The organism is Bradyrhizobium sp. UFLA01-814, from assembly GCF_046718885.1.
In the GTDB taxonomy this organism is placed as follows: Bacteria; Pseudomonadota; Alphaproteobacteria; order Rhizobiales; family Xanthobacteraceae; genus Bradyrhizobium; species Bradyrhizobium elkanii.
Genome location: NZ_JAQOSR010000127.1, coordinates 1 through 19,858 on the forward strand (window position 1 = coordinate 1; position 19,858 = coordinate 19,858).

Sequence of the window (19,858 nt, forward strand, 5' to 3'; positions counted from 1 at the left end):
CACTCGGCTCCGATGAATTCACCCGCCTGATCGGCCTGCACACCGCGGCGGGCTTCGGCCGGCTGTGGAGCGATATCGCCGAGAGTTTTGGCCTCGATCCCGAAGGCCGCGTGATGCAGGCGTTCGCCAGCCACGACACCTGGAGCGGCATCACGCTGCACTGGCCGGTCGACGGCGGCGGCCGGCTGCCGGTCGAACTGTCCGGGCTGCCGGTGTTCGATCGTGCCAGGAATTTCGCCGGTTATCGCGGCTTTGGTGTGTGTCGCGACCTCGACGGGCTTGCGCGACTCGCCGCATTGCGCCGCTATGAGTTCTTCAGCGGCACGGTCGCGCCGCAATCGCTGTCGGCCGATGTCGCGCCGGCGCCGGGCAGCGATGCGCCGCCCGGGCCCGCCGCGCCGCCGGACAATCCTCCGCCGCACGCGGAGCCGCCGCCCGACACGACTGCAGCAGCACCACCCGAGGAATTGACCGAGCCGACAGCCGCAGAGACTTCACACCGAGCCGATCCGGATCACGCCGTGGAAACGCACGAGGAAACGCACGAAGTGCGTCACGACCCGCCACCGAATGTGGTGCCGTTCCGTCCCGCCGGCGACACCCGGCCGCCGTCGCTGACGCCGGTCGAGAACAACGCCTTCAACGAGCTCGCCCGTCAATTGTCGGCGCGGCTCGAGAACGAGGCCGGCCTCGCCGCGGCCACGAACGACAGCGTGCCGGCCGAGCCGGTCGCCGAAGCGCCGCCCGCTAGCGAACCGCCGCAGGAAGCAGAGGCGGCGCCGCAGGAGACGGTCGCGCAGCTGGAGACGCCGGCGGAAACGCCAAAGGCCAGTTGGCTCGCTGCGGCCGAGCCGGCGCCGCGCGCCGACTCCCGGCGCGACCGCGCGCTGCTCGATCTGTTGCCGGTCGGCGTCCTGATCTACCGGCTCGACCGCCTGCTCTATGCCAACCACGCCTTCCTCTCACGCATGGGCCATGACAGCCTGCACGCGCTGGAAGCCGCCGGCGGCCTCGACGCGCTCTATGTCGAGCCCGGCGTCTCGCAGGCGAGCAGCACGTCGGGCACCGGTACGCCGGTGACGATCTCGGCGAACCAGAGCACCGAGCACGGCGCGCAGTCGGTGTCCGCGGAGGCGCGGCTGCACACCATCACCTGGGACGGCGATTCCGCGCTGGCGCTGATCTTCTCGCGCACGCTGGACGAGGATGCCGCGATCGCCGCCGCGCTCTCCGAACCGGAGCCGGAGCCTGCGGCTACCGCGGAGCCGCTGCTTGCGCCGGCTGAGCCGCAGGCCGGCCAGGCCGACGCCGAAGAACTCGGCGCGATCCTCGACACCGCGGCCGAAGGCATCATCATGTTCGATGCCGAGGGCAACATCCATTCCTGCAACCGCAGCGCCGAGGCGCTGTTCGGCTATGACGGCGACGAGTTCGTCACCCGCAAGCTCGCCGACCTGTTCGCTCCGGAAAGCCAGCACGGCATCTTCGACTATCTCGCGAGCCTGAAATCCGCCGGCGTCGCCAGCCTGCTCGACCATGGCCGCGAGACGCTCGGCCGCGTCCGCCAGGGCGGCATCATCCCGCTGTCGGTGACGATGGGCCGCACCCGCGCCGACGGGCCGAACTTCTTCGCCGTGTTCCGCGATCTGTCGCAGACCAGGAAGAGCGAGGGCGAATTGCGCGAGGCGCGGCGGCTCGCCGAACGCGCCGCCAACGCCAAGTCCGACATGCTGGCGCGGATCAGCCACGAGCTGCGCACGCCGCTCAACGCCATCATCGGCTTCGCCGAGGTGATGATCGGCGAGCGCTTCGGCGCGCTCGGCAACGAGCGCTATGTCGAATACATGAAGGACATCCGCGCCTCCGGCGAGCGGGTGATCGCGATCGTCAACGATTTGCTCGACCTCTCGCGGATCGAGACCGGCAAGCTCGACCTCGCCTTCGCCAGCCAGAACCTCAACGAGATGGTGGAGAGCTGCGTCGCTGTGATGCAGCCGCAGGCCAACCGCGAGCGCATCATCATTCGCACCTCGCTCGCCCACACGCTGCCGCCTGTGGTCGCCGACGCCCGCGCGCTGCGCCAGATCACGCTGAACCTGATCGGCAACTCGATCCATCTCGCCAATGCCGGCGGCCAGGTGATCGTCTCGACCGCGCTGTCGGATTTCGGTGAGGTGATGCTGCGCGTGCGCGACACCGGGCAGAGTCTCAACGACAACGAGGTCGCCGCGGCGCTCGAGCCGTTCCGCGCCCCGACGCCATCAGATCAGGCCGGCTCCGGCGGCGTCAGCCTGTCGCTGACCAAGGCGCTGGTCGAAGCCAATCGCGCCAAATTCCAGATCAGGACCGGCGGCCGCACCGGCACGCTGATCGAGGTGACCTTCGCCCACGCCACAGCAAGGGCGTGAGCGGCGGCGCGAGCATGCAGCGCGTGTGCTGTCTCGCGCTCCCGTAAGGGACGCACCGGCGGAAGGGCTCCCTCCCCCCCTTGCGGGCAGGGCAATCGCATATGACCCTTCGGCGGCTGCGGAGGTAACTCGGCCTCGTGGTTCGAGACGCGCCGCAAGCGGCGCTCCTCACCATGAAGGTCTACTATTGTGCCGCAAAACAAGATCCTCATCCTGAGGAGCCCGCCGAAGGTGGGCGTCTCGAAGGACGGCCGCGAGGACGCTGCCCGACAGATTTCTTTCCATATGCGATAGCCCTGCTTGCGGGGGAGGGTTGGGGAGAGGGGTACCACACGACGTGCTCTCTCTATTTGCAGAACGGCGCGGCCGAGACTGTGAGACCGACACTCATCGCAAAAATCTCGCCCGGGGCCACCCCTCTCCCCACCCTCTCCCGCAGGGGGAGAGGGAGCCTGACAGGCGTGCTCACCTCACTTGCCTGAGCGGCGCACAACCGCGCAAAAATCAAGTCGCTTCGAAATTCGCGCTCCACCGCCGCGCCAGCAGGACCAACTACTCGCCGGGTACTGCGAACATCTGTCGCGTCGGACCCGCGCGGCGCGGCATAGATCTTGCTGCGATTTGGCTTGTTTGAATTCATTGCCGTGCGGCCCCGCCCGTTTTCCGGGCATTCGGATTTTCACCGATGCGCTGTCTCGTCGTCGCCGACCTGCATTACTCGTTGCCGCAGTTCGACTGGCTGCTGGCGGCGGCACCGCAATTCGATCTCGTGATCTTCGCCGGCGATGCGCTCAACCTCGGCTCGGCGGTCGATTTCCGCGCCCAGATCGTCGTCGTCACGAAATACCTGTCGCGGCTCGCCGATCTTACGCGGGTGATCTTCTGCTCGGGCAATCACGACCTCGACGAGCGCAACCCGGAGGGCGAGAAGATCGCGCGCTGGGTGGCGGGCATCAGGGAATTCGGCGTCGCCTGCGACGGCGACAATCTGGCCATCGGCGACACGCTGTTCACGGTGTGCCCGTGGTGGGACGGCCCGCTGGTCAAGGCGCGGATCGACGATCAGCTTCGCGCGGCGGCCGCGGTGCCGCACAAGCGCTGGGTCTGGGTCCATCACGCCCCGCCGGCGGATTCGCCGACCAGTTGGGGCGGCAAGCGCTTCTTCGGCGACGCCGAGCTGCTCGGCTGGATCGAGCGCCACCATCCGGCGCTGGTGATCTCGGGCCATGTGCATCAATCGCCGTTCATCCAGAGCGGCTCGTGGTTCGACCGGATCGGAGCGACCTGGGTGTTCAACACCGGCCTGCAGCCCGGCCGTCCCCCGGTCTACATCGTGCTCGATCTCGCGCAGGACAAGGCGTTCTGGCTCGCGGCCGGCGATGCGCAGATGATCGATCTCAAGGCGCCGCTGTCGCGGCCGGCAGCGCCCCTGCGCGATGCGCCGGACTGGCTCATATCCTTGGATCGGATTGCCGATCCGAGCCTGGCGCGACCTGCATCGGCGGCAGGTTGATCATGCTCTGCAGCACCTCGCCGACCATCGCCAGATGGGTGCCGTGATCGGCATATTGGTGCATCAGGTCGGCAAGATAGGTCGTGGCGACATGAAGCCGTTGCGCCAGCAGCTGCGCGATCAGCAGCGCCACCGCCGGCTGCTGGCGCAGGAACGAGGCCGCATCGTCGAACTCGTACAGCACGCAATCGGACGCCGTGCGCACCTTGGCGCTGTGCGCGCGGTCGAGCAGCACACTCATCTCGCCGAACACCGCGCCGGGCTCGTCGATGACGGCCACCAGGCTGTCGCCCTTGACGACTTCCACCTTGCCCTCGAGCAGCACGAACAGGTGACCGGTCTTGCCGCCCTCCTCGATGAAATCCGTGCCGGCCGGCAGGCTGCGCCTGCGACCGCCGGTGCAGTGATCAAGGATCGCTCGCATGTTTCATCTCCGTCTCCGGTCAGACTAGGCAGAGATGCTGTCGCGTCAAACGGCATTAGCTGGGCGTTCTGCCCAAATTGTCGGCACGCCACCGCGTGACCCGCGGCGCGATCCAGCCGTATGCACTGCCTCAGGCGGGGGCGTTATGCTTGACCGCCAGGAAATCGCCGATCGTATCGAGGAACAGTTTTGGCGATTGCAGTTGCGGGACATGCGCACACCCCGGAATGACCCTGAGCTTGGCTCTCGGCAGACCGCCTGCCAATTCGTATGACATCGGCGGCGGCGTTGCCTCGTCATATTCGCCGACCACGACGAGCGTCGGTATGGTCACGCTGCGTAGTTCGGCACGAAGATCGAGGCTCGCCAGCGCATCGCAGGCCGCGCAGAACACGTTGAGATCGGTGCGCAGGAATGCATCGCGGCGATCCTGCATCAGCGCGGGATGCTGCGCCTGGAAATCCGGTGCGAACAGCCGGCGCATTGCAATGTCGGTGATCGCGGCGAGCCCCTTCTCGCGTGAAACCCTGGCCATGTTGCGAAACGCCTCGCGGCCCGGCTCGGAGAACGCCGCACCGCTGTCGGCGAGGATCAGCCGGCTCGCGATCGCCAGGTGGCGCATCGCCATCTGCAGCGCGACGAACCCGCCATAACCATTGCCGAGCACGATGGCCGGCGTGCCATCAGCCGCATCATGCACCGCATCCGCCATCCGGTCGGCAATCGCGGCAAGGCCACCCTCAACCGCGCTCGACCGACCGAATCCCGGTAGTTCCGGCACGATGGTCCGAAACGACCGGGCAAGCTCCGGCACGATCGCATCGAAGCTCGCGCGATCCGACAGCAGCGAGTGAAACAGGACCAACGGCGGCCCCTCGCCTGACTGGGCCGCGTTGACTGTGCGGTTGGCCAAAAGCCTGTCCATCGTCGCTCTCTTTCAAATCGCGCCCGAAATTCGCGCATTGGGCTCCGAGGCGCCCCTGCGGACGATTGATAAATCAAATCACCCGGATTTCAAGTATTTCAGCTTGACGTGATATTTCACAAACTGCATTTTAGTGGGAAGGAGACCCAATGAAATGATCCTCCTCCGCGAGAATATCTACGAAAACCTGCGATCTGATATTTTATCATGTCAGTTTGCTCCCGGTGATGAAATACGAGAGCAGGATCTGGCGGAGCGTTACGCCGTCAGCCGCCAGCCGGTCCGGGACGCCCTGCTGCGGCTTGAGTGCGAGCACCTCGTGACGGTGCAGCCCCGCCAGGGTTACCGGGTCAATCCGATCTCGCTGTCCGACGCGCGCGATCTGCTGCGCTTCCGCCTTGCGCTCGAGCCGGCCTGCGTCGCCGAAGCAATCGAAAGCGCGCCCGACAGCATCCTGAAATCACTTGATGAATTCCGCCGCTTCTCCGGCAGCCATGAGGACTTCATCACCTACAATCGCGGCTTCCACTCGGCGCTGGCGCACGCGTCGGGCAACCGCCGCATGGCGACCACGCTCTGCGACCTGATCGGCCAGGCCGATCGGCTGGTGCGCGTCAGCGTCTCCAATCTCAAGGGCCACGACCCGGCGAAGCTCGTCGCCGAGCATGTCGCATTGATCGACGCCATGCAGCAGCGCGAGGCACGCACCGCGGCCCGCATCATCAAGGCTCACATCGCGGCAACGGAAAAGCGCGTGCTGCCGGCACTCAAGCGCAACGCCGTCATCGTCGAAGAGAGGTCATCATGAACATTCCGTCGAAACCCGCGACGATCGACGTCGAGATCCACGGCAACTTCATCGATGGACGCGAGGTCGAGGCCGGAGACGGCGAGATGCTCGACGTGCGCAATCCCGCGACCGGCGACGTCATCGCCCGGATTCCGAATTCGACCGCCGCGGATATCGACCGGGCGATGAAGAGCGCTCGCGCTGCATTCGAAGGCAAGGCATGGGGCGGGATGGACACGAGGGCGCGCGCCCGGCTCGTCAACAGGCTCGCCGACGCGTTCGAGGCCAACCTCGACACGCTGTACCGGCTGGAGACGTTGAACAACGGCCGTCCCGTCAACGAAACCCGCGCGCAGCTGTCGCGCTTGCCGGATTTCTTCCGCTACTTCGCCGGACTAGCGCTGTCGCGCCGTGATTCCGTCATTCCGGTCGAAGGCGCGTATCTGAACTACACCCTGCGCACGCCGATCGGAATCGTCGCCAACTGCACGCCCTTCAATCACCCGCTCATGATCCTGTGCAAGTCGCTTGCCGTCGTACTGGCGACCGGGTGCGTCACCGTGGTCAAGCCATCGGAATACACGCCGCTGACGACACTGAAGCTCGCCCAGATCTTCAGCGAGGCCGGACTGCCTCCCGGCGTCTTCAACATCGTGCTTGGTCTCGGCCAGAGCGCCGGCAAAATGCTCGCCGAGCATGGCGACATCAACAAGCTTGTGCTGACCGGTGGGACCGAAGCCGGCCGCATCGCGGGCAGCGCCGCGGCCAAGGTGTTCGCGCACCAGACCATGGAGCTCGGCGGCAAGACGCCGGTGATGATATTCGACGATTTCGACGTCGACCGCGCCGTCAACTATGCCGCGTTCGGCGCCTTCATCGGCGCCGGCCAAACCTGCGTTTGCGCGTCGCGCCATATCGTGCAGGCCTCGATCTACGACGAGTTCGTCGAAAAGCTGCAGGCCAAGACCCGTACCATCCGCATCGGCGATCCGTTCGATCCGAACACACAGCTTGGGCCGGTGATCTCGGCACGCCAGCGCGACCGCGTTCTCAGCTATGCGCGCTACGGTCATGAAGACGGCGCGCGGCTGCTCACCGGCGGCGTGGCTGCAAAGGTCGCGGGCCACGACAACGGCTATTTCGTCGAACCGACCGTGTTCGCCGACGTCAAATCCGACATGCGGATCTTCCAGGAGGAGGTATTCGGCCCCTTCACCTCGGTGACCCCATTCAAGGACGAGGCCGACGCGCTCCGGCTCGCCAACGATTCGCCCTTTGGCCTCGCCGCCGCCATTCGCACCCGCGACGTCGCGCGTGCGCATCGCGTGGCCGCCGCGGTCAAGGCGGGGATCGTCTGGATCAACGATCACCACCGGCTCGATCCGGCCTCGCCCTGGGGCGGCGTTGACGATTCCGGCATCGGCCGGGAATGCGGCACCGAGAGCTTCGACGACCATTTCAACACCAAGAGCGTGATGGTCGCGACCCACGAACAGCCGTTCGATTGGTACCGCGACACGGCCAGCCAGCGCCGGTTGAACTAGCCGCAGTCAAGCAAAGCGGCAAACCGCCCACAGATGGCGGGCCGCATCACCGAGGAAACAGTCAAGGGGAGAGCGTATATGTCGACATCGGTCAATGCCGGGAGCCGCCTCGATCGGCTACCGATCGGACCCTTCCACCGCCGGATCATGATCCTGATCGGGATCGGAATGTTCTTCGACGGTTTCGACATCTATATCGCCGGCACCGTGCTCGGCGTGACGCTGAAAACCGGATTCTCGACGCTCGCCCAAAACGCCGCGTTCATCTCCGCAACCTTCGTCGGCATGATGCTCGGATCGTTCGGCACCGGCTTCCTCGGCGACCGTTACGGACGACGCTTCACCTACCAGTTCAATTTGCTGCTGTTCGGTATCGCGTCCCTGGCGGCGGCGTTTGCGCCAAACATGGCCTTTCTGATTGCCTGCCGTTTCGTGATGGGCGTCGGTCTCGGCGCCGAAAATGTTGTCGGCTATTCGACGATGACCGAGTTCGTGCCGGCCCGGAGCCGCGGCAAGTGGCTCGGCTTCACCGCCGTCTGCGTCGTGACCGGCCTGCCCATCGCGCTGCTGGTCGCATCGGTCGTCGTCCCGCAATTCGGCTGGCGCGCGATGTTCGTGCTGGGCGGCGTCGGCGCCTTGATCGTCTGGTACCTGCGCAAGTCGCTGCCGGAGTCGCCGCGCTGGCTGGAGGCGGTGGGACGCACCGCCGAGGCCGAGGCGCTGATGCAGGCGATCGAGAAGGAAGCTTCCCAGGGCCAGCCCTTGCCGCCGCCCGCGGCTGCAACGCCGGCACCGGTGTCCCCCGATCTCGCCACGCTGTTCACCGCGCCGCTGCTGTCCCGCATGATCGTCGGCGCGGTATGCCTGATTACCATCAATACGCTGCTCTATGGCTTCGTGACCTGGCTGCCGGTCTTCTTCATCAAGCAGGGCCTGTCCGTCGCAACCCCGTTCGGCTACTCGCTGCTGATGGCGCTTGGCGCGCCGATCGGCTCGGCGATCGGCGCCCTGACCGCCGACCGCTGGGGCCGCAAGCCCACGATCATCGGCGCGTCGCTGATCTCGATCATCCTCGGCGTCATCTATCCGATGATCTCGGATCCGTTCCTGCTGCCGGCCGTCGGCTTCGCGCTGACCGTGCCGATCTATGTCCTGGTCGCGCTGTTGTTCGGCATCTATATTCCCGAACTGTTCCCGACCGAGGTGCGGCTGCGGGCATCCGGCATAGTCAACACACTCGGTCGGGGCGCCACCATCGTGACACCATTCCTGGTCGTGATGCTGTTCGAAGCGCGCGGCGTCGCCGGCGTGATGGCCCTGATGATCGGACTGCTCATCGTGCAGATCATCACCGTATGGGCGCTCGGCATCGAGCCGCGGCATCGCAGCCTCGAGGAGCTCAAGGGCGAGGAATCACCATCCGCAATTCCGCAGGAAGCTTCGTGAGGCGGAGCGACCTTTCTCGCGACAAGCTTTGACGGCGTGGGATACCCGCGCCGTTCGCCTCACTCCCACATCTCCGGCGTGACTCGCCCGGCGAAGCCGCAGTCGATGACCCGCTCCTGCTGATTGCGATCGACGATCAACCGCAGCAGGTCGGGGCGCGAATAATGGCCGCCGATATCGCACAGCGCCTTGGCGGCGAGCACGGCCTCCCGCGAGCCGTCCGCGATCAGGATGGTCTCGCCCTGCGCCGGACCTGCGATGATCTCGCCGCGCGGATCGATGATGACGCTGTCACCGCTGTACTCGATCGTCGAGAGTTCGCGGTAACGTTCCGGCGTGATTTCGTGCGAGCGCATGCCGCCGACCGCGATGACGTAGCAGCCGGCTTGCGAGGCGAACGCGCGCGATAACAACAACTGCCGCGGCCAGAGCGGCGTCGGCGACGGTGGCGCCACCGCAGGCTCCCGCCCCGGCCACGCCGCGACGTGGATCTGCGTTCCCTGCGCGGCCAGCGCATAGCCGGGCAGCATGGTGTTGTGCTCCCAGCAATTGAGGCCGCTGATCCGGCCATAGGGCCGCTCATACACGCGCAGCCCCGCTGCGTCACCATCGGCCCACACCGAGCGCTCGTTGAAGGTGGGCTTCAGCTTGCGATGGCGGCCGAGCAGCCGCCCCTCGCGGCCGATGAACAGCAGCGTGCAGTAGACCGTCCCCTTTGTCACGGCATCACGTTCGGCGACGCCGATCACGACATCCAGTCCGGCGGCCTCGGCGGCGGCGCAGAGCCGGTCGGTCGCGGGCGAGGGAATCTCGACCGCGTTGTCGAGATATTCGGCCATCGCGCGAAACGTGCTCGGCCCGGTCGGCGCGTGACAGAAGAAAGGATAGCCGGGCAGCCAGGTCTCGCCGAAGGCGGCGATCGTCGCGCCCATGGCGCCGGCCTCGCCGATCAGGCGGCAGGCCTTCTCCACCGAGGCGTCGCGATCGAATGGCACCGCGGCGGCCTGGACCGCCGCGAGCCTGAAATGCGTGTCGGATGTCATGGCTGTGCCCGCGTCAGTCGACGCCCTTGCGGGCAGCGTCGAGCGCGCCCGCAAGCAGCTCCAGCGCCTTGACGCGCCGCCGTCGCGCCAGACGCGCCTCGCCGACCTTGCGCTCGTGCTCGCCGGCGATGAAGGCCTGGATGTCCGGCAGCGGACGAATGACGCCACGGCTGCCCCACTGGCCGTCGGGGATCTCGGTCGGAAACACCCAGACCTGCGGTGCCACATCCTCGAACGAACCGCCGGCGGCGCGTACCACTGCATCGGTCACGTCTTTCACCAGCGCCGCGCGCGAGGCTTCGGTGTACTGGCCTTCCGGCACGGTCGGGACAATCCGGTAACGCGGCGATGGCGATGGCTGGCCCGCGACATAAACGGCGGCCGGCCGATGCAGGAAGACAACGGTGACGCCTTGCGCGACCTTGTTTGCCGGATCGAACCCTTCGTGACCGATCAGGATATCGCCGAGCTCCTTGATGAGCCGCGCTTCCGCTTCCGGTTTCAGGGCTCCTTCGGGAATTGTCACGTCGATCATCGGCATTGAGAGACCTCCTGTTGTTGACAGCACGAGGTCTATGCGCGGCGAGCTCCCGGCAGCAGTGGCAGTATCGCCATTTTGGGGGCAAATTCGGACACGGCGTTCTCAGCTCGCGGCAGCCCTGCGCACAAACCGGCGCTGGTATTCGCGTGGCGAGAGCCCGGTTTCGCGCTTGAACAGACGACGGAAGGTCGACAGATCGTCGTAGCCGACGCGCGCGCTGACCGCGTCGAGCTTCAGCCGCGTGGTTTCGATCAGGCGCTTGGCCACATCGACACGCAACGCTTGCAGATATTGCAGGGGTGGCTCGCCGACCGCCAGCTTGAAGCGGCGGTTCAGGGTGCGCTCGCTGACCGCAAGGTCGCGGGCCAGCCTGGCCAGACTGAAGCCCTGTTGCAGCGACTTCTCCATCATGCTCTGCGCCCGCGCCACCAGCGCGTCGGAGTGCTGCGTGTCGCGCGCGCGGCTGGCATAAGGTGCCTGCGAGACGCGATTGCTGTCTATCAGCATCAGCTTGCCGGTCTCCGCGGCCACGTCGGCGCCGGCGAATTTCTCGACCAGCCGAAGCGCGAGATTGAGCGAGGTGGTCACCGCGCCCGAGCAGACAATGCGGTTCTGCTCGGTGAGGATCTCGGCGACGCGCAGATCCACCGCCGGATAGCGCATCGCGAATGTCCGCCCCTTGGCCCAATGGGTGGTCGCAACCCTGCCGTCGAGCAGGCCGGCCTCGGCGAGGATGAAGCTGCCGGTGCAATAGGACGCGAGCAAAGTGCCGCGCTCATGCTGCCGCCGCAGCGCCGCGAGCAGCGGCTCGACGGTATCGAGCCGCGCGAAGAACCGCTCGATATCGCCGACGAACGGTCCCGGGATCACCACCGCGTCCGCCGAAGACCGCGCGCCAATCGATCCATCGACGCCGATGACCTGGCCGGACGCCGTCTGGACCGGCCGGCCACTCAGGGACTCGACGCGCCACCGCAGCTGAGACGGCTTGCCGTTGTGGCGTCGCGGCCGCCGCGCCGTCACCGAATTGGCGGCCGTGAACACGTCGACAATCCCCGCCACACCCGAAGCGAGGATGCCGTCATAGACCCAGATCCGGATGAGTGGCATGGCGTGTCCGATCTTGCACAATATGGTGTAATTCTGCCATCGCATGGACGACCGGACAAGCCGGCGGTGTCGGGGCGCCGAATGTGACGCGCTGCGTGACTGCCCGACGGGCAACTCAGCAAAAACCTGTCAACTCGGGCAAACCATGTCGCGAGAATGCGAGCGTAAGATTCACAAACCGTGCCGCACACTCACTGTCGTCCCGGCCTAGTGCGCAATTGCGCACGGGGGGCCGGGACCCATAACCACCGACGCGAATTGTTATGCGCGATTGCACCGAACGAGTCCTGCCTGCAACATCCGCCGCGGCGTATGGGTCCCGGCCCCCCGTGCGCAATTGCGCACTAGGCCGGGACGACAGATGTATATGCGGGCCGTTCGCCGTGCACCCCGTTCACATCGCCCGCACAAATCTGCGAAAGCCCGGCGCGCCGGTCATCGCTTCGAAGGCGGCGTCGCGCTTCTCTTCGGCGAAGGCGAAGCCGGCCTTGGCATAGCAGCGTTCGGCCGCGTCGTTGCCGATCAGGAACGAGATCGATGCCTGCGCGTAACCTGCCGCCTTGCCGTCGGCGAGTGCGCGGCGGATCAAGTCCTGCACCAGACCGCCGCTGCGATGGGACGCTTGTCGGGCGACATGCTCGATCAGCCAGTCGCCCTCGCCGCCTTGCACCCAGCAGTTACGGGCATAGCCGCCGCGCGCGACGATGGCATCGGCATCCATGCCGGTCTCTGCCGCGACCTCCTCGATCGCCGCACGTGCCGCGACGACCGTTCCGGATGCCGGCATCGCGCACAGCGCGGCGGCCGGCGCGCCATCGACTTCAGCGATCAGGAAATGGGCGACGTGATACCATGACCGCACCCGCGCCACGGCAAGCCGCGTCATGAACGCCAGGCATTCCGCCTCGCCCCGATCGAGCGCGATATCGAACCAGCCGCGCGGCAACGGGCCGCGCTGCGCGGCCAGCACGATGCCGGCGATGAAGCCGGCGTCGTCGGATCGTGCGGGACGGATCGAGGATCGTCCCGCACCGATCATCTCAGGTGTTCTTCAGCGCGACGCGGAATTCGGCCTCGGTCTTGGCCTTGACCTCGTCGAGCGTGACCCCGTCGGCAAGCTCGATCAGCGCCATGCCGTCCTTGCCGTGCTTGTCGATGGTGAACACCGCAAGGTCGGTGACGACCATGTCGACCACGCGCTCGCCGGTCAGCGGCAGGTTGCACTGCTTGAGCAGCTTCGGGCCGTCCTTGGCGGAATGCTCCATCACGACCACGACGCGCTTGACGCCGGCGACGAGGTCCATGGCGCCGCCCATGCCCTTCACCATCTTGCCGGGGATCATCCAGTTGGCGAGGTCGCCGTTCTGCGCCACCTGCATGGCGCCGAGGATCGACAGATCGATATGGCCGCCGCGCACCATGCCGAAGGAATCGGCCGACGAGAAATAGCTGGTCGAGGGCAGCTCGCTCACCGTCTGCTTGCCGGCATTGATCAGGTCGGCGTCCACCTCGTCCTCATAGGGGAACGGGCCCATGCCGAGCATGCCGTTCTCGCTCTGCAGGCTGACGTCGATGCCGTCGGGAATATAGTTCGAGACCAGCGTCGGAATGCCGATGCCGAGATTGACGTAATAGCCGTCGCGCAGCTCCTTGGCGGCGCGGGCGGCCATCTGTTCACGGGTCCAGGCCATGTGGCTCTCCTGAAGAGTAATGTTTTAAGCGGCGGGCCGCGGGCGGGTGTTGCGGAACTCGATCCGCTTCTTGCCGGTCCCGACCTCGATGATGCGTTTGACGAAGATGCCGGGGGTGTGGATGTGGTCCGGATCGATCTCGCCGGCCGGCACCAGGTGCTCGACCTCGGCGACGGTGACCTTCGCCGCGGTGGCCATCATCGGGTTAAAGTTGCGCGCGGTCTTGCGGTAGACCAGGTTGCCGGCGGTGTCGCCCTTCCAGGCATGGACGACGGCGACGTCGGCGAACAGGCCGCGTTCCATGATGTACTTCTCGCCGTCGAATTCCTTCACTTCCTTGCCTTCGGCGATCAGCGTGCCGACGCCGGTCTTGGTGTAGAAGGCCGGGATTCCGGCGCCGCCGGCGCGGATGCGCTCGGCCAGGGTGCCCTGCGGGTTGAACTCGAGCTCGAGCTCGCCGGCGAGATATTGCTGGGCGAACAGCTTGTTCTCGCCGACATAGGACGAGATCATCTTCTTGATCTGGCGCGTCTCCAGCAGCCGGCTGAGGCCGATGCCGTCGACGCCGGCATTGTTGGAGACGACCGTGAGGCCCTTGACGCCGGACTCGCGGATTGCGTCCGACAGGGTCTCGGCGATGCCGCAGAGGCCGAAGCCGCCCGACATGATCATCATGTCGTCCTTGAGGAGACCATCGAGTGCCGATTTGGCATCGGGATAAACTTTGTTCATGCAGCGAATACCTGATGGAGGGCGCGGAACGGCTGTGGCAAAGCGGATTATTAGGCGAAATCTTCGCAGTGCGTCAATCACGGCCGGGTGCGGCGACGGGCGGCGGCCCGCGGCAATCAACATGGCCTTGAAAGCGACAAGAAAACCCTTCAAGTTGCGTGGGTTGGCAGGGGTCTCCGGCGAGAGCCCGCTGTGATCGACGACGACCCGACAAAACTCAACCCGACCCGGATATGTCATTGACGATGGCCCAAGGAATTAAGCGCCTGGGGATGCCGATCGCGGCGCTTTTCGGCCTGGCGCTGGTCGGGCTGGTCGGAACGTCGTGGTTCCTCAACCGGGACGCGCTGCAGCGCGCGGTGGAAGCGCAGATCCGCGCCGTGACGGGGCTCGATCTCGTCGTCAACGGGCCGATCGACGTCTCGGTTTTTCCCGGCAGCTACGTCTCCTTTCATAATGTCGGGCTGAAGGGCGCCGATACCATCGGTCCCGCCCTACAGGTCGACGTGCTGACCGCCAATCTGCGCCTGCTGCCGCTGCTGCTGCGGCGGTTCGAGATTGCCGACGTCATGATGCTCCGCCCGCATATCCATGTGGTCCGCGACGGCGCCGGCGAGAGCAACTGGACGCCGTTCGTCGAGACCATCGCCAAGGCGATGACGCCCGGCGCAGAGAACCAGGTGTCGTTCTCCGAAATCCGGATCCAGGACGGCGAGCTGAACTACCAGGACGGCACCAACAACATCTCCGAACAGCTTGGCGATATCGACCTGTCGCTGGCCTGGCCCTCGATCTCGCGCTCCTTTGCCGCAACCGGCCAGTTCGACTGGCGCGGCGAGCGCGTCGACGGCTCGATCAGCGCCAGCGACTTCGTCGCGCTGCTGTCGGGCGACCGCTCCGGCCTGAAGGCACGGCTTGCCAGCGCGCCGCTGAAGGTTGCTTTCGACGGAACCGTCGCCAACCGCACCAGCCTGATGATGGAAGGCGTCGCCACCATGGACAGCCCGTCGCTGCGCAACGCGTTGCGCTGGATGGGACAGGCCCCGCCCGGCGGCGGTGGCGGCTTCGGCCGCTTCGCGCTGAAGGCCCGCGCCAATGTGGTCGGCGGCTCGGTCGCGCTCACCAACGTCAATGTCGAGCTCGACGGCAACGTCGCCGAAGGCGTGATGACCTACGCCAATAACGGCCGGCAGACGCTGCAGGCGACGCTTGCCGCCGGAAATCTCGATTTCACGCCTTACATCTCGACGTTCCGCCTGCTGGCCAGCGGCCAGCGCGACTGGAACAGGCAGCTGTTCGACCTGTCCTCGCTGTCGTCGACCGATCTCGACATGCGCCTGTCGGCGGCCAAGGTCACGGTCGGCCCGTCCAAGCTCGGCCGCACCGCATTCGGCGCCAATCTGCGCGGCGGCGCGCTGGCGCTCAGCGTCGGCGAGGCGCAGATGTATGGCGGCATCGCCAAGGGCTCGTTCGCGATCGCGCGCTCGGATGCGGTCGCCGACGTCAGGGCGCAATTCCAGTTCACCGATGTCGATCTGCAGGCCTGCGCCAGCGAATTGTTCGGCATCAACAAGCTGTCCGGCCGCGGCAACCTCAACGTCTCTCTGACGGCCTCGGGCTCGAGCCCGTTCGGGCTCGCGTCGTCGCTCGACGGCACCGCGACGCTGAACGGGCATGACGGTGCGATCGCGGGCTTCAATGTCGAGCAGCTCTTGAAGCGGCTGGAGAAGCGGCCGCTGTCCGGCGGCGGCAATTTCCGCTCCGGCTCGACGCCCTACGACAATCTCAGCATCTCGGTGAAATTCGCCGACGGCGTCGCGACCGCTGACGACATTCATGTCGAAAGCCCCACGGCGAAGATCACGCTGACCGGCACGGCCTCGGTGCCGTCGCGCGAATACGATCTCAAGGGCGTCGCCAGCCTGACCTCGGCATCGGCCGGCGGCAACGGTTTCGATCTGCCCTTCGTGATCCAGGGGCCGTGGGACGATCCGCTGATCTTCCCCGATCCGGAAAGCCTGATCCGCCGCTCGCCGGCCTCCGCCCCGCTGCTCGATGCGGTGAAGGATCGCAAGACCCGCGACGCGGTGCGCTCGGTGATCGAGCGCTTCACCGGCGGCGCCGCACGGCCCGCGGCGGCGCCCGATGCCGCGGCAGGCGCGCCCGGCGGCGCACCGGCGGCGTCGGCCGAGAATGCGAAGTCGAACTGATCGAATCCATTCACTTTGCGCATCGATGCACCGGGACCGATCCACGCGCTCGCCGCAAACCCCTACACAAGTCGGCGGCGCGACATCTTTATCGGGTCACGGGCATGCGCTAGTGTTTTCTCCAACCGGTTAAAAAGCCGGCCTCATGAGGGAGAACAACGTGAGATCCAAGGTTATCGGTGCGCTATCAATTGCGGTCGCCGCGGTCGGCCTGTTCGCCGCAACTGCACCTGCTCTCGCCCAGGGCAAGACGATCACCGTCTGGTGGGGCAAGGGATTTTACAAATCCGAAGACGACGCGCTGCTCGAGACGATCAAGAAATTCGAAGCCAAGACCGGCATCAAGGTCGAACTGTCGCAATACGCGATCCAGGACATGATTCCGAAGACGGTCGCCGCGCTCGATTCCGGCACCGTGCCCGACGTCGCCTATTCCGACTCCTACGACGTGCAGGCGCAGGGCAAATGGGCCTATGAAGGCAAGCTCGAGGATCTCTCCGACATCCTGCTGCCGATGAAGGATGCGTTCGCGCCGAACACGCTGGAGACGGCGCTGCTCTACAATGACGTCGCCAAGAAGAAGACCTATTACGGCTTCCCGCTGAAACAGCAGAGCATGCACGTCCAGATCTGGGGCGACATGCTCGAGAAGGCCGGCTTCAAGGCCGCCGACATCCCGACCAAGTGGGAGGATTACTGGTCGTTCTGGTGCGACAAGGTGCAGCCGGCAATCCGCAAGGCGACCGGCCAGCGCATCTACGGCGTCGGCCAGCCGATGGGCGTGGAATCCACCGACTCGTTCCAGTCGTTCTACACCTTCATGGACGCCTATCACGTCAAGCTGGTCGACGACGACGGCAAGCTCTTGGTCGACGATCCCAAGGTGCGCGACGGGTTGATTCACGCGCTGAAGGACTACACCGACACCTACATCAAGGGCTGCTCGCCGCCCTCCTCCACGACCTGGAAGGACCCGGACAACAACGTCGCGTTCCACAACAAGACGATCGTGATGACCCACAACTTCACGATCTCGATCGCGGCGAAGTGGTTCGAGGATTCCACCAACCCGGCGCTGACCGACGCGCAGCGCGCCGCCGGCAAGCAGGCCTATGAGCAGGACATCATCACCGCGTCCTTCCCGAAGGCGCCGGACGGATCGACGATCCGCTACCGCTCCGACGTCAAGACCGGGCTGATCTTCGCCAACGCCAAGAACAAGGCGGAAGGCAAGCAGTTCATTGCCTTCCTGATGCAGGAAGACAATTTGCGGCCCTATGTCGAGGGCGCGCTTGGCCGCTGGTTCCCGGTGACCAAGGCAAGCCAGGCGAGCCCGTTCTGGCAGGCTGACCGGCATCGCAAGGCGGTCTACAATCAGTTCACCGGCGGCACCGCGCCGTTCGACTTTACCAAGAACTGGAAGTTCACCATCCTGAACAACGAGAACGTCTGGGCCAAGGCCATGAACCGCGTCGTCAGCGAGAAGGTGCCGGTGGACAAGGCCGTCGACGAACTGATCGCCCGCATCAAGCAGGTCGCGGGGTAGACGTTGCAAGACCAGCTGCCGCGGCACATTTCTCTGGTCGTCCCTGCGAAAGCAGGGACCCATACGCCGCGGCGGTGATTTTGAAACATGCTGGTCACCGGCTTTCGTGCAATAACGAAAGCCGGTGGTTATGGGTCCCTGCTTTCGCAGGGACGACAGGGTAGGCGTAGGCGCAAGCGGTAGCTTGCTCAAAGAGTAACCGTATGGCGATCACACTCTCCGCATCCGATGTCCCCTCGCCGCCGTTGTCGGCGCGGCTGTCGCCGCCGCAGGTCTGGGGCATCGTGCTACTCGCGCCCTATCTGCTCGTCTTCCTCGCCTTCGTGGTCTATCCGGTCGGCTACGGCCTGTGGCTGGCGCGCCATCCGGCGAGCTATGTCGCGCTCTACCACGACCCGATCTTCGCGCGCGCGGCGATCAACACGCTGATCTTCCTGGTCATCGGCATCAACATCAAGATGCTGATCGCGCTGTTCCTGTCCGGCTTCTTCGCCCAGCAGCGGCCCTGGATCAGGTGGCTGTCGGTCATCTTCATCCTGCCCTGGGCGGTACCCTCGATCCCGACCATCCTGTCGGTGCGCTTCATGCTCAATCCGGAATGGGGCGTGGTCAACCAGCTGATCTTCAAGTTCACCGGCGACGACGGCCCGAACTGGCTGAACGATCCCTCGGTCGCGCTGGCGATGGCGATCGGCGTGCACATCTGGAAGTCGCTGCCGTTCTGGACGCTGATCCTGCTGACCGGACGGCTCGCCATCTCGCACGATCTGTACGAGGCCTCCGACGTCGACGGCGCCAATTGGTGGCAGAAATTCCGCTACATCACCTGGCCGTCGATGCAGACGCTCTATGTCACCTGCACGCTGCTCTCGATGATTTGGACGCTCGGCGACTTCAACAGCGTCTATTTGCTCACCGGCGGCGGGCCCGCCGACCTCACCCACGTGCTGTCGACCCTCGGCATCCGCTATCTGCGCCTCGACCAGCTCTCGCTGGCGATGGCCTCGATCGTCTGCGCGATGCCGTTCGTGCTGCCGCTGGTCTATTACATGATGAAACGGTTGTCGCGATGAAGCTGCCCACCCTCCGCGAAGTCGGCACCGAAGCCAAGCTGCTGCTGATCGGCATCCCGGTCTTCATCTGGACCATGATCCCGATCTACCACATGTTCGTGTTCGCGATCTCGCCGAAGGAGGACGCGTTCTCCGGCAAGCTGTGGCCGTCGCATCCGACGCTGCACAATTTCGAGATCGTGTTCAACCAGCAGCACTACTTCCTGCGCGACTTCTGGATCCAGTTCTGGAATTCGACCGTGATCGCGCTCGCGGTCGGCGCGCTGACGCTGTTCGTCGCCACCGCCGCCGCGTTCTCGATCTCGCGGCTACGCGTGCCGGGCGGCCGCGCCGTCATGAACATGGCGCTGTTCACCTATTTCATCCCGGCCGCGTTCCTCGCCGTGCCGATGTACCGCACCATGGGCACCTATGGCCTCTTGAACAATCACTGGTCGCTGATCCTGGCGATGGTGACGATCGCGGCGCCCTACGCGATCTGGGTCTTGAAGCAGGCCTCCGACAAGCTGCCGGTCGAGCTCGACGAGGCCGCGACGATGGACGGCGCCACCACGCTTCAGCTGTTCCGCCTGGTCTATGTGCCCTTGATGATGCCCTCGCTGGTCGCGGTCGGCACCTATGCAATCCTGCTCGCGTGGAACGAATATCTCTACGCGTTCCTGCTGCTGTCGAAGGACACCGACATCACCCTGCCGGTCGCGCTCGGCAACTTCCTCGCCGCGGACGACTCGCCGTGGGAGCTGCTCATGACCACCGGCTTCATCTACGCATTGCCGCCGGCTGCGGTCTATTACGCCTTCAAGCGCTACATGGTTGGCGGGCTGACGGCAGGCGCGGTTAAATCTTGATGCGCTGTCATTCC

The 19,858-nt window shown here is 65.5% G+C and carries 17 protein-coding genes; 9 read left to right on the top strand and 8 right to left on the bottom strand.

Going from position 1 to position 19,858, the window contains the following annotated elements; translation table 11 throughout:
• Together PMN64_RS30630 and PMN64_RS30635 are read left to right on the top strand one after the other, a co-directional pair.
• The coding region (locus tag PMN64_RS30630) for a histidine kinase dimerization/phospho-acceptor domain-containing protein (protein ID WP_411783356.1) at positions 1–2,408 on the top strand (2,408 nt) is incomplete at its 5' end.
• 685 nt (positions 2,409–3,093) lie between these two features.
• Entirely contained in the window at positions 3,094–3,921 is an 828-nt protein-coding gene (locus PMN64_RS30635) for a metallophosphoesterase family protein (RefSeq protein WP_411783357.1), read from the top strand.
• Here the strand turns inward: PMN64_RS30635 and PMN64_RS30640 are convergent.
• Together PMN64_RS30640 and PMN64_RS30645 are read right to left on the bottom strand one after the other, a co-directional pair.
• Positions 3,860–4,345 (bottom strand): Crp/Fnr family transcriptional regulator, encoded by a 486-nt coding sequence (locus PMN64_RS30640; protein ID WP_016842321.1) that lies wholly within the window; start codon positions 4,343–4,345, stop codon positions 3,860–3,862. The two genes, PMN64_RS30635 and PMN64_RS30640, sit on opposite strands and share 62 nt — an antisense overlap.
• Positions 4,346–4,475: 130 nt before the next feature.
• Positions 4,476–5,270 carry an alpha/beta fold hydrolase gene (locus PMN64_RS30645; RefSeq protein ID WP_411783358.1) on the bottom strand — a complete coding sequence of 265 codons (795 nt, stop codon included), beginning with the start codon at positions 5,268–5,270 and terminating at the stop codon, positions 4,476–4,478.
• Positions 5,271–5,424: 154 nt separating this feature from the next.
• Here PMN64_RS30645 and PMN64_RS30650 point away from each other — a divergent pair, with 154 nt between their 5' ends.
• The 3 genes from PMN64_RS30650 (at position 5,425) to PMN64_RS30660 (ending at position 9,050) form a co-directional block, all read left to right on the top strand.
• Positions 5,425–6,078, top strand: coding sequence for a GntR family transcriptional regulator (locus PMN64_RS30650; protein WP_411783359.1), 654 nt, complete (start codon positions 5,425–5,427; stop codon positions 6,076–6,078).
• Positions 6,075–7,604 (top strand): aldehyde dehydrogenase, encoded by a 1,530-nt coding sequence (locus tag PMN64_RS30655; protein ID WP_016842317.1) that lies wholly within the window; start codon positions 6,075–6,077, stop codon positions 7,602–7,604. The genes PMN64_RS30650 and PMN64_RS30655 overlap by 4 nt, the downstream gene beginning before the upstream one ends.
• Positions 7,605–7,682: 78 nt before the next feature.
• Positions 7,683–9,050, top strand: coding sequence for an MFS transporter (locus PMN64_RS30660; protein ID WP_411783361.1), 1,368 nt, complete (start codon positions 7,683–7,685; stop codon positions 9,048–9,050).
• A gap of 59 nt (positions 9,051–9,109) precedes the next feature.
• On the opposite strand, the gene PMN64_RS30665 is transcribed toward PMN64_RS30660, so the two are convergent.
• From PMN64_RS30665 to PMN64_RS30690, 6 genes are all read right to left on the bottom strand, one after another.
• Positions 9,110–10,093 carry a carbon-nitrogen hydrolase family protein gene (locus PMN64_RS30665; protein WP_411783362.1) on the bottom strand — a complete coding sequence of 328 codons (984 nt, stop codon included), beginning with the start codon at positions 10,091–10,093 and terminating at the stop codon, positions 9,110–9,112.
• Positions 10,094–10,106: 13 nt separating this feature from the next.
• Positions 10,107–10,634 (bottom strand): tautomerase family protein, encoded by a 528-nt coding sequence (locus PMN64_RS30670; protein ID WP_137478992.1) that lies wholly within the window; start codon positions 10,632–10,634, stop codon positions 10,107–10,109.
• 102 nt (positions 10,635–10,736) lie between these two features.
• Positions 10,737–11,744: a GlxA family transcriptional regulator gene (locus PMN64_RS30675; protein WP_411783363.1), complete on the bottom strand. Its 1,008-nt coding sequence runs from the start codon at positions 11,742–11,744 to the stop codon at positions 10,737–10,739.
• 394 nt (positions 11,745–12,138) lie between these two features.
• On the bottom strand, positions 12,139–12,783 hold the full coding sequence (locus tag PMN64_RS30680) for a GNAT family N-acetyltransferase (RefSeq protein WP_411783365.1): 645 nt from the start codon (positions 12,781–12,783) through the stop codon (positions 12,139–12,141).
• A 1-nt stretch (position 12,784) separates the two neighbouring features.
• Positions 12,785–13,435 carry a 3-oxoacid CoA-transferase subunit B gene (locus PMN64_RS30685; protein WP_018268725.1) on the bottom strand — a complete coding sequence of 217 codons (651 nt, stop codon included), beginning with the start codon at positions 13,433–13,435 and terminating at the stop codon, positions 12,785–12,787.
• A gap of 24 nt (positions 13,436–13,459) precedes the next feature.
• Positions 13,460–14,167: a CoA transferase subunit A gene (locus PMN64_RS30690; RefSeq protein ID WP_411783366.1), complete on the bottom strand. Its 708-nt coding sequence runs from the start codon at positions 14,165–14,167 to the stop codon at positions 13,460–13,462.
• A 245-nt stretch (positions 14,168–14,412) separates the two neighbouring features.
• On the opposite strand from PMN64_RS30690, the gene PMN64_RS30695 reads away from it, so the two are divergent.
• From PMN64_RS30695 to PMN64_RS30710, 4 genes are all read left to right on the top strand, one after another.
• Entirely contained in the window at positions 14,413–16,377 is a 1,965-nt protein-coding gene (locus tag PMN64_RS30695) for an AsmA family protein (protein WP_028340606.1), read from the top strand.
• A gap of 160 nt (positions 16,378–16,537) precedes the next feature.
• A complete protein-coding gene (locus tag PMN64_RS30700) occupies positions 16,538–17,923 on the top strand; it encodes an ABC transporter substrate-binding protein (RefSeq protein ID WP_411783368.1) in 1,386 nt (461 codons plus the stop codon).
• Between the two features lie 203 nt (positions 17,924–18,126).
• Complete coding sequence (locus PMN64_RS30705; RefSeq protein WP_038387345.1) at positions 18,127–18,996, top strand: carbohydrate ABC transporter permease; 870 nt, start codon at positions 18,127–18,129, stop codon at positions 18,994–18,996.
• Entirely contained in the window at positions 18,993–19,844 is an 852-nt protein-coding gene (locus tag PMN64_RS30710) for a carbohydrate ABC transporter permease (RefSeq protein ID WP_411783369.1), read from the top strand. Before PMN64_RS30705 ends, PMN64_RS30710 begins: the two co-directional genes overlap by 4 nt.
• The last annotated feature ends 14 nt before the right edge of the window (positions 19,845–19,858 follow it).

Excerpts from the sequence above, each read along its gene's own strand:
- PMN64_RS30635 (WP_411783357.1), top strand. The coding sequence starts at position 3,094 with ATGCGCTGTCTCGTCGTCGCCGACCTGCATTACTCGTTGCCGCAGTTC.
- PMN64_RS30640 (WP_016842321.1), bottom strand. The coding sequence starts at position 4,345 with ATGCGAGCGATCCTTGATCACTGCACCGGCGGTCGCAGGCGCAGCCTG.
- PMN64_RS30645 (WP_411783358.1), bottom strand. The coding sequence starts at position 5,270 with ATGGACAGGCTTTTGGCCAACCGCACAGTCAACGCGGCCCAGTCAGGC.
- PMN64_RS30650 (WP_411783359.1), top strand. The coding sequence starts at position 5,425 with ATGATCCTCCTCCGCGAGAATATCTACGAAAACCTGCGATCTGATATT.
- PMN64_RS30655 (WP_016842317.1), top strand. The coding sequence starts at position 6,075 with ATGAACATTCCGTCGAAACCCGCGACGATCGACGTCGAGATCCACGGC.
- PMN64_RS30660 (WP_411783361.1), top strand. The coding sequence starts at position 7,683 with ATGTCGACATCGGTCAATGCCGGGAGCCGCCTCGATCGGCTACCGATC.
- PMN64_RS30665 (WP_411783362.1), bottom strand. The coding sequence starts at position 10,093 with ATGACATCCGACACGCATTTCAGGCTCGCGGCGGTCCAGGCCGCCGCG.
- PMN64_RS30670 (WP_137478992.1), bottom strand. The coding sequence starts at position 10,634 with ATGCCGATGATCGACGTGACAATTCCCGAAGGAGCCCTGAAACCGGAA.
- PMN64_RS30675 (WP_411783363.1), bottom strand. The coding sequence starts at position 11,744 with ATGCCACTCATCCGGATCTGGGTCTATGACGGCATCCTCGCTTCGGGT.
- PMN64_RS30680 (WP_411783365.1), bottom strand. The coding sequence starts at position 12,783 with ATGATCGGTGCGGGACGATCCTCGATCCGTCCCGCACGATCCGACGAC.
- PMN64_RS30685 (WP_018268725.1), bottom strand. The coding sequence starts at position 13,435 with ATGGCCTGGACCCGTGAACAGATGGCCGCCCGCGCCGCCAAGGAGCTG.
- PMN64_RS30690 (WP_411783366.1), bottom strand. The coding sequence starts at position 14,167 with ATGAACAAAGTTTATCCCGATGCCAAATCGGCACTCGATGGTCTCCTC.
- PMN64_RS30695 (WP_028340606.1), top strand. The coding sequence starts at position 14,413 with ATGGCCCAAGGAATTAAGCGCCTGGGGATGCCGATCGCGGCGCTTTTC.
- PMN64_RS30705 (WP_038387345.1), top strand. The coding sequence starts at position 18,127 with ATGGCGATCACACTCTCCGCATCCGATGTCCCCTCGCCGCCGTTGTCG.
- PMN64_RS30710 (WP_411783369.1), top strand. The coding sequence starts at position 18,993 with ATGAAGCTGCCCACCCTCCGCGAAGTCGGCACCGAAGCCAAGCTGCTG.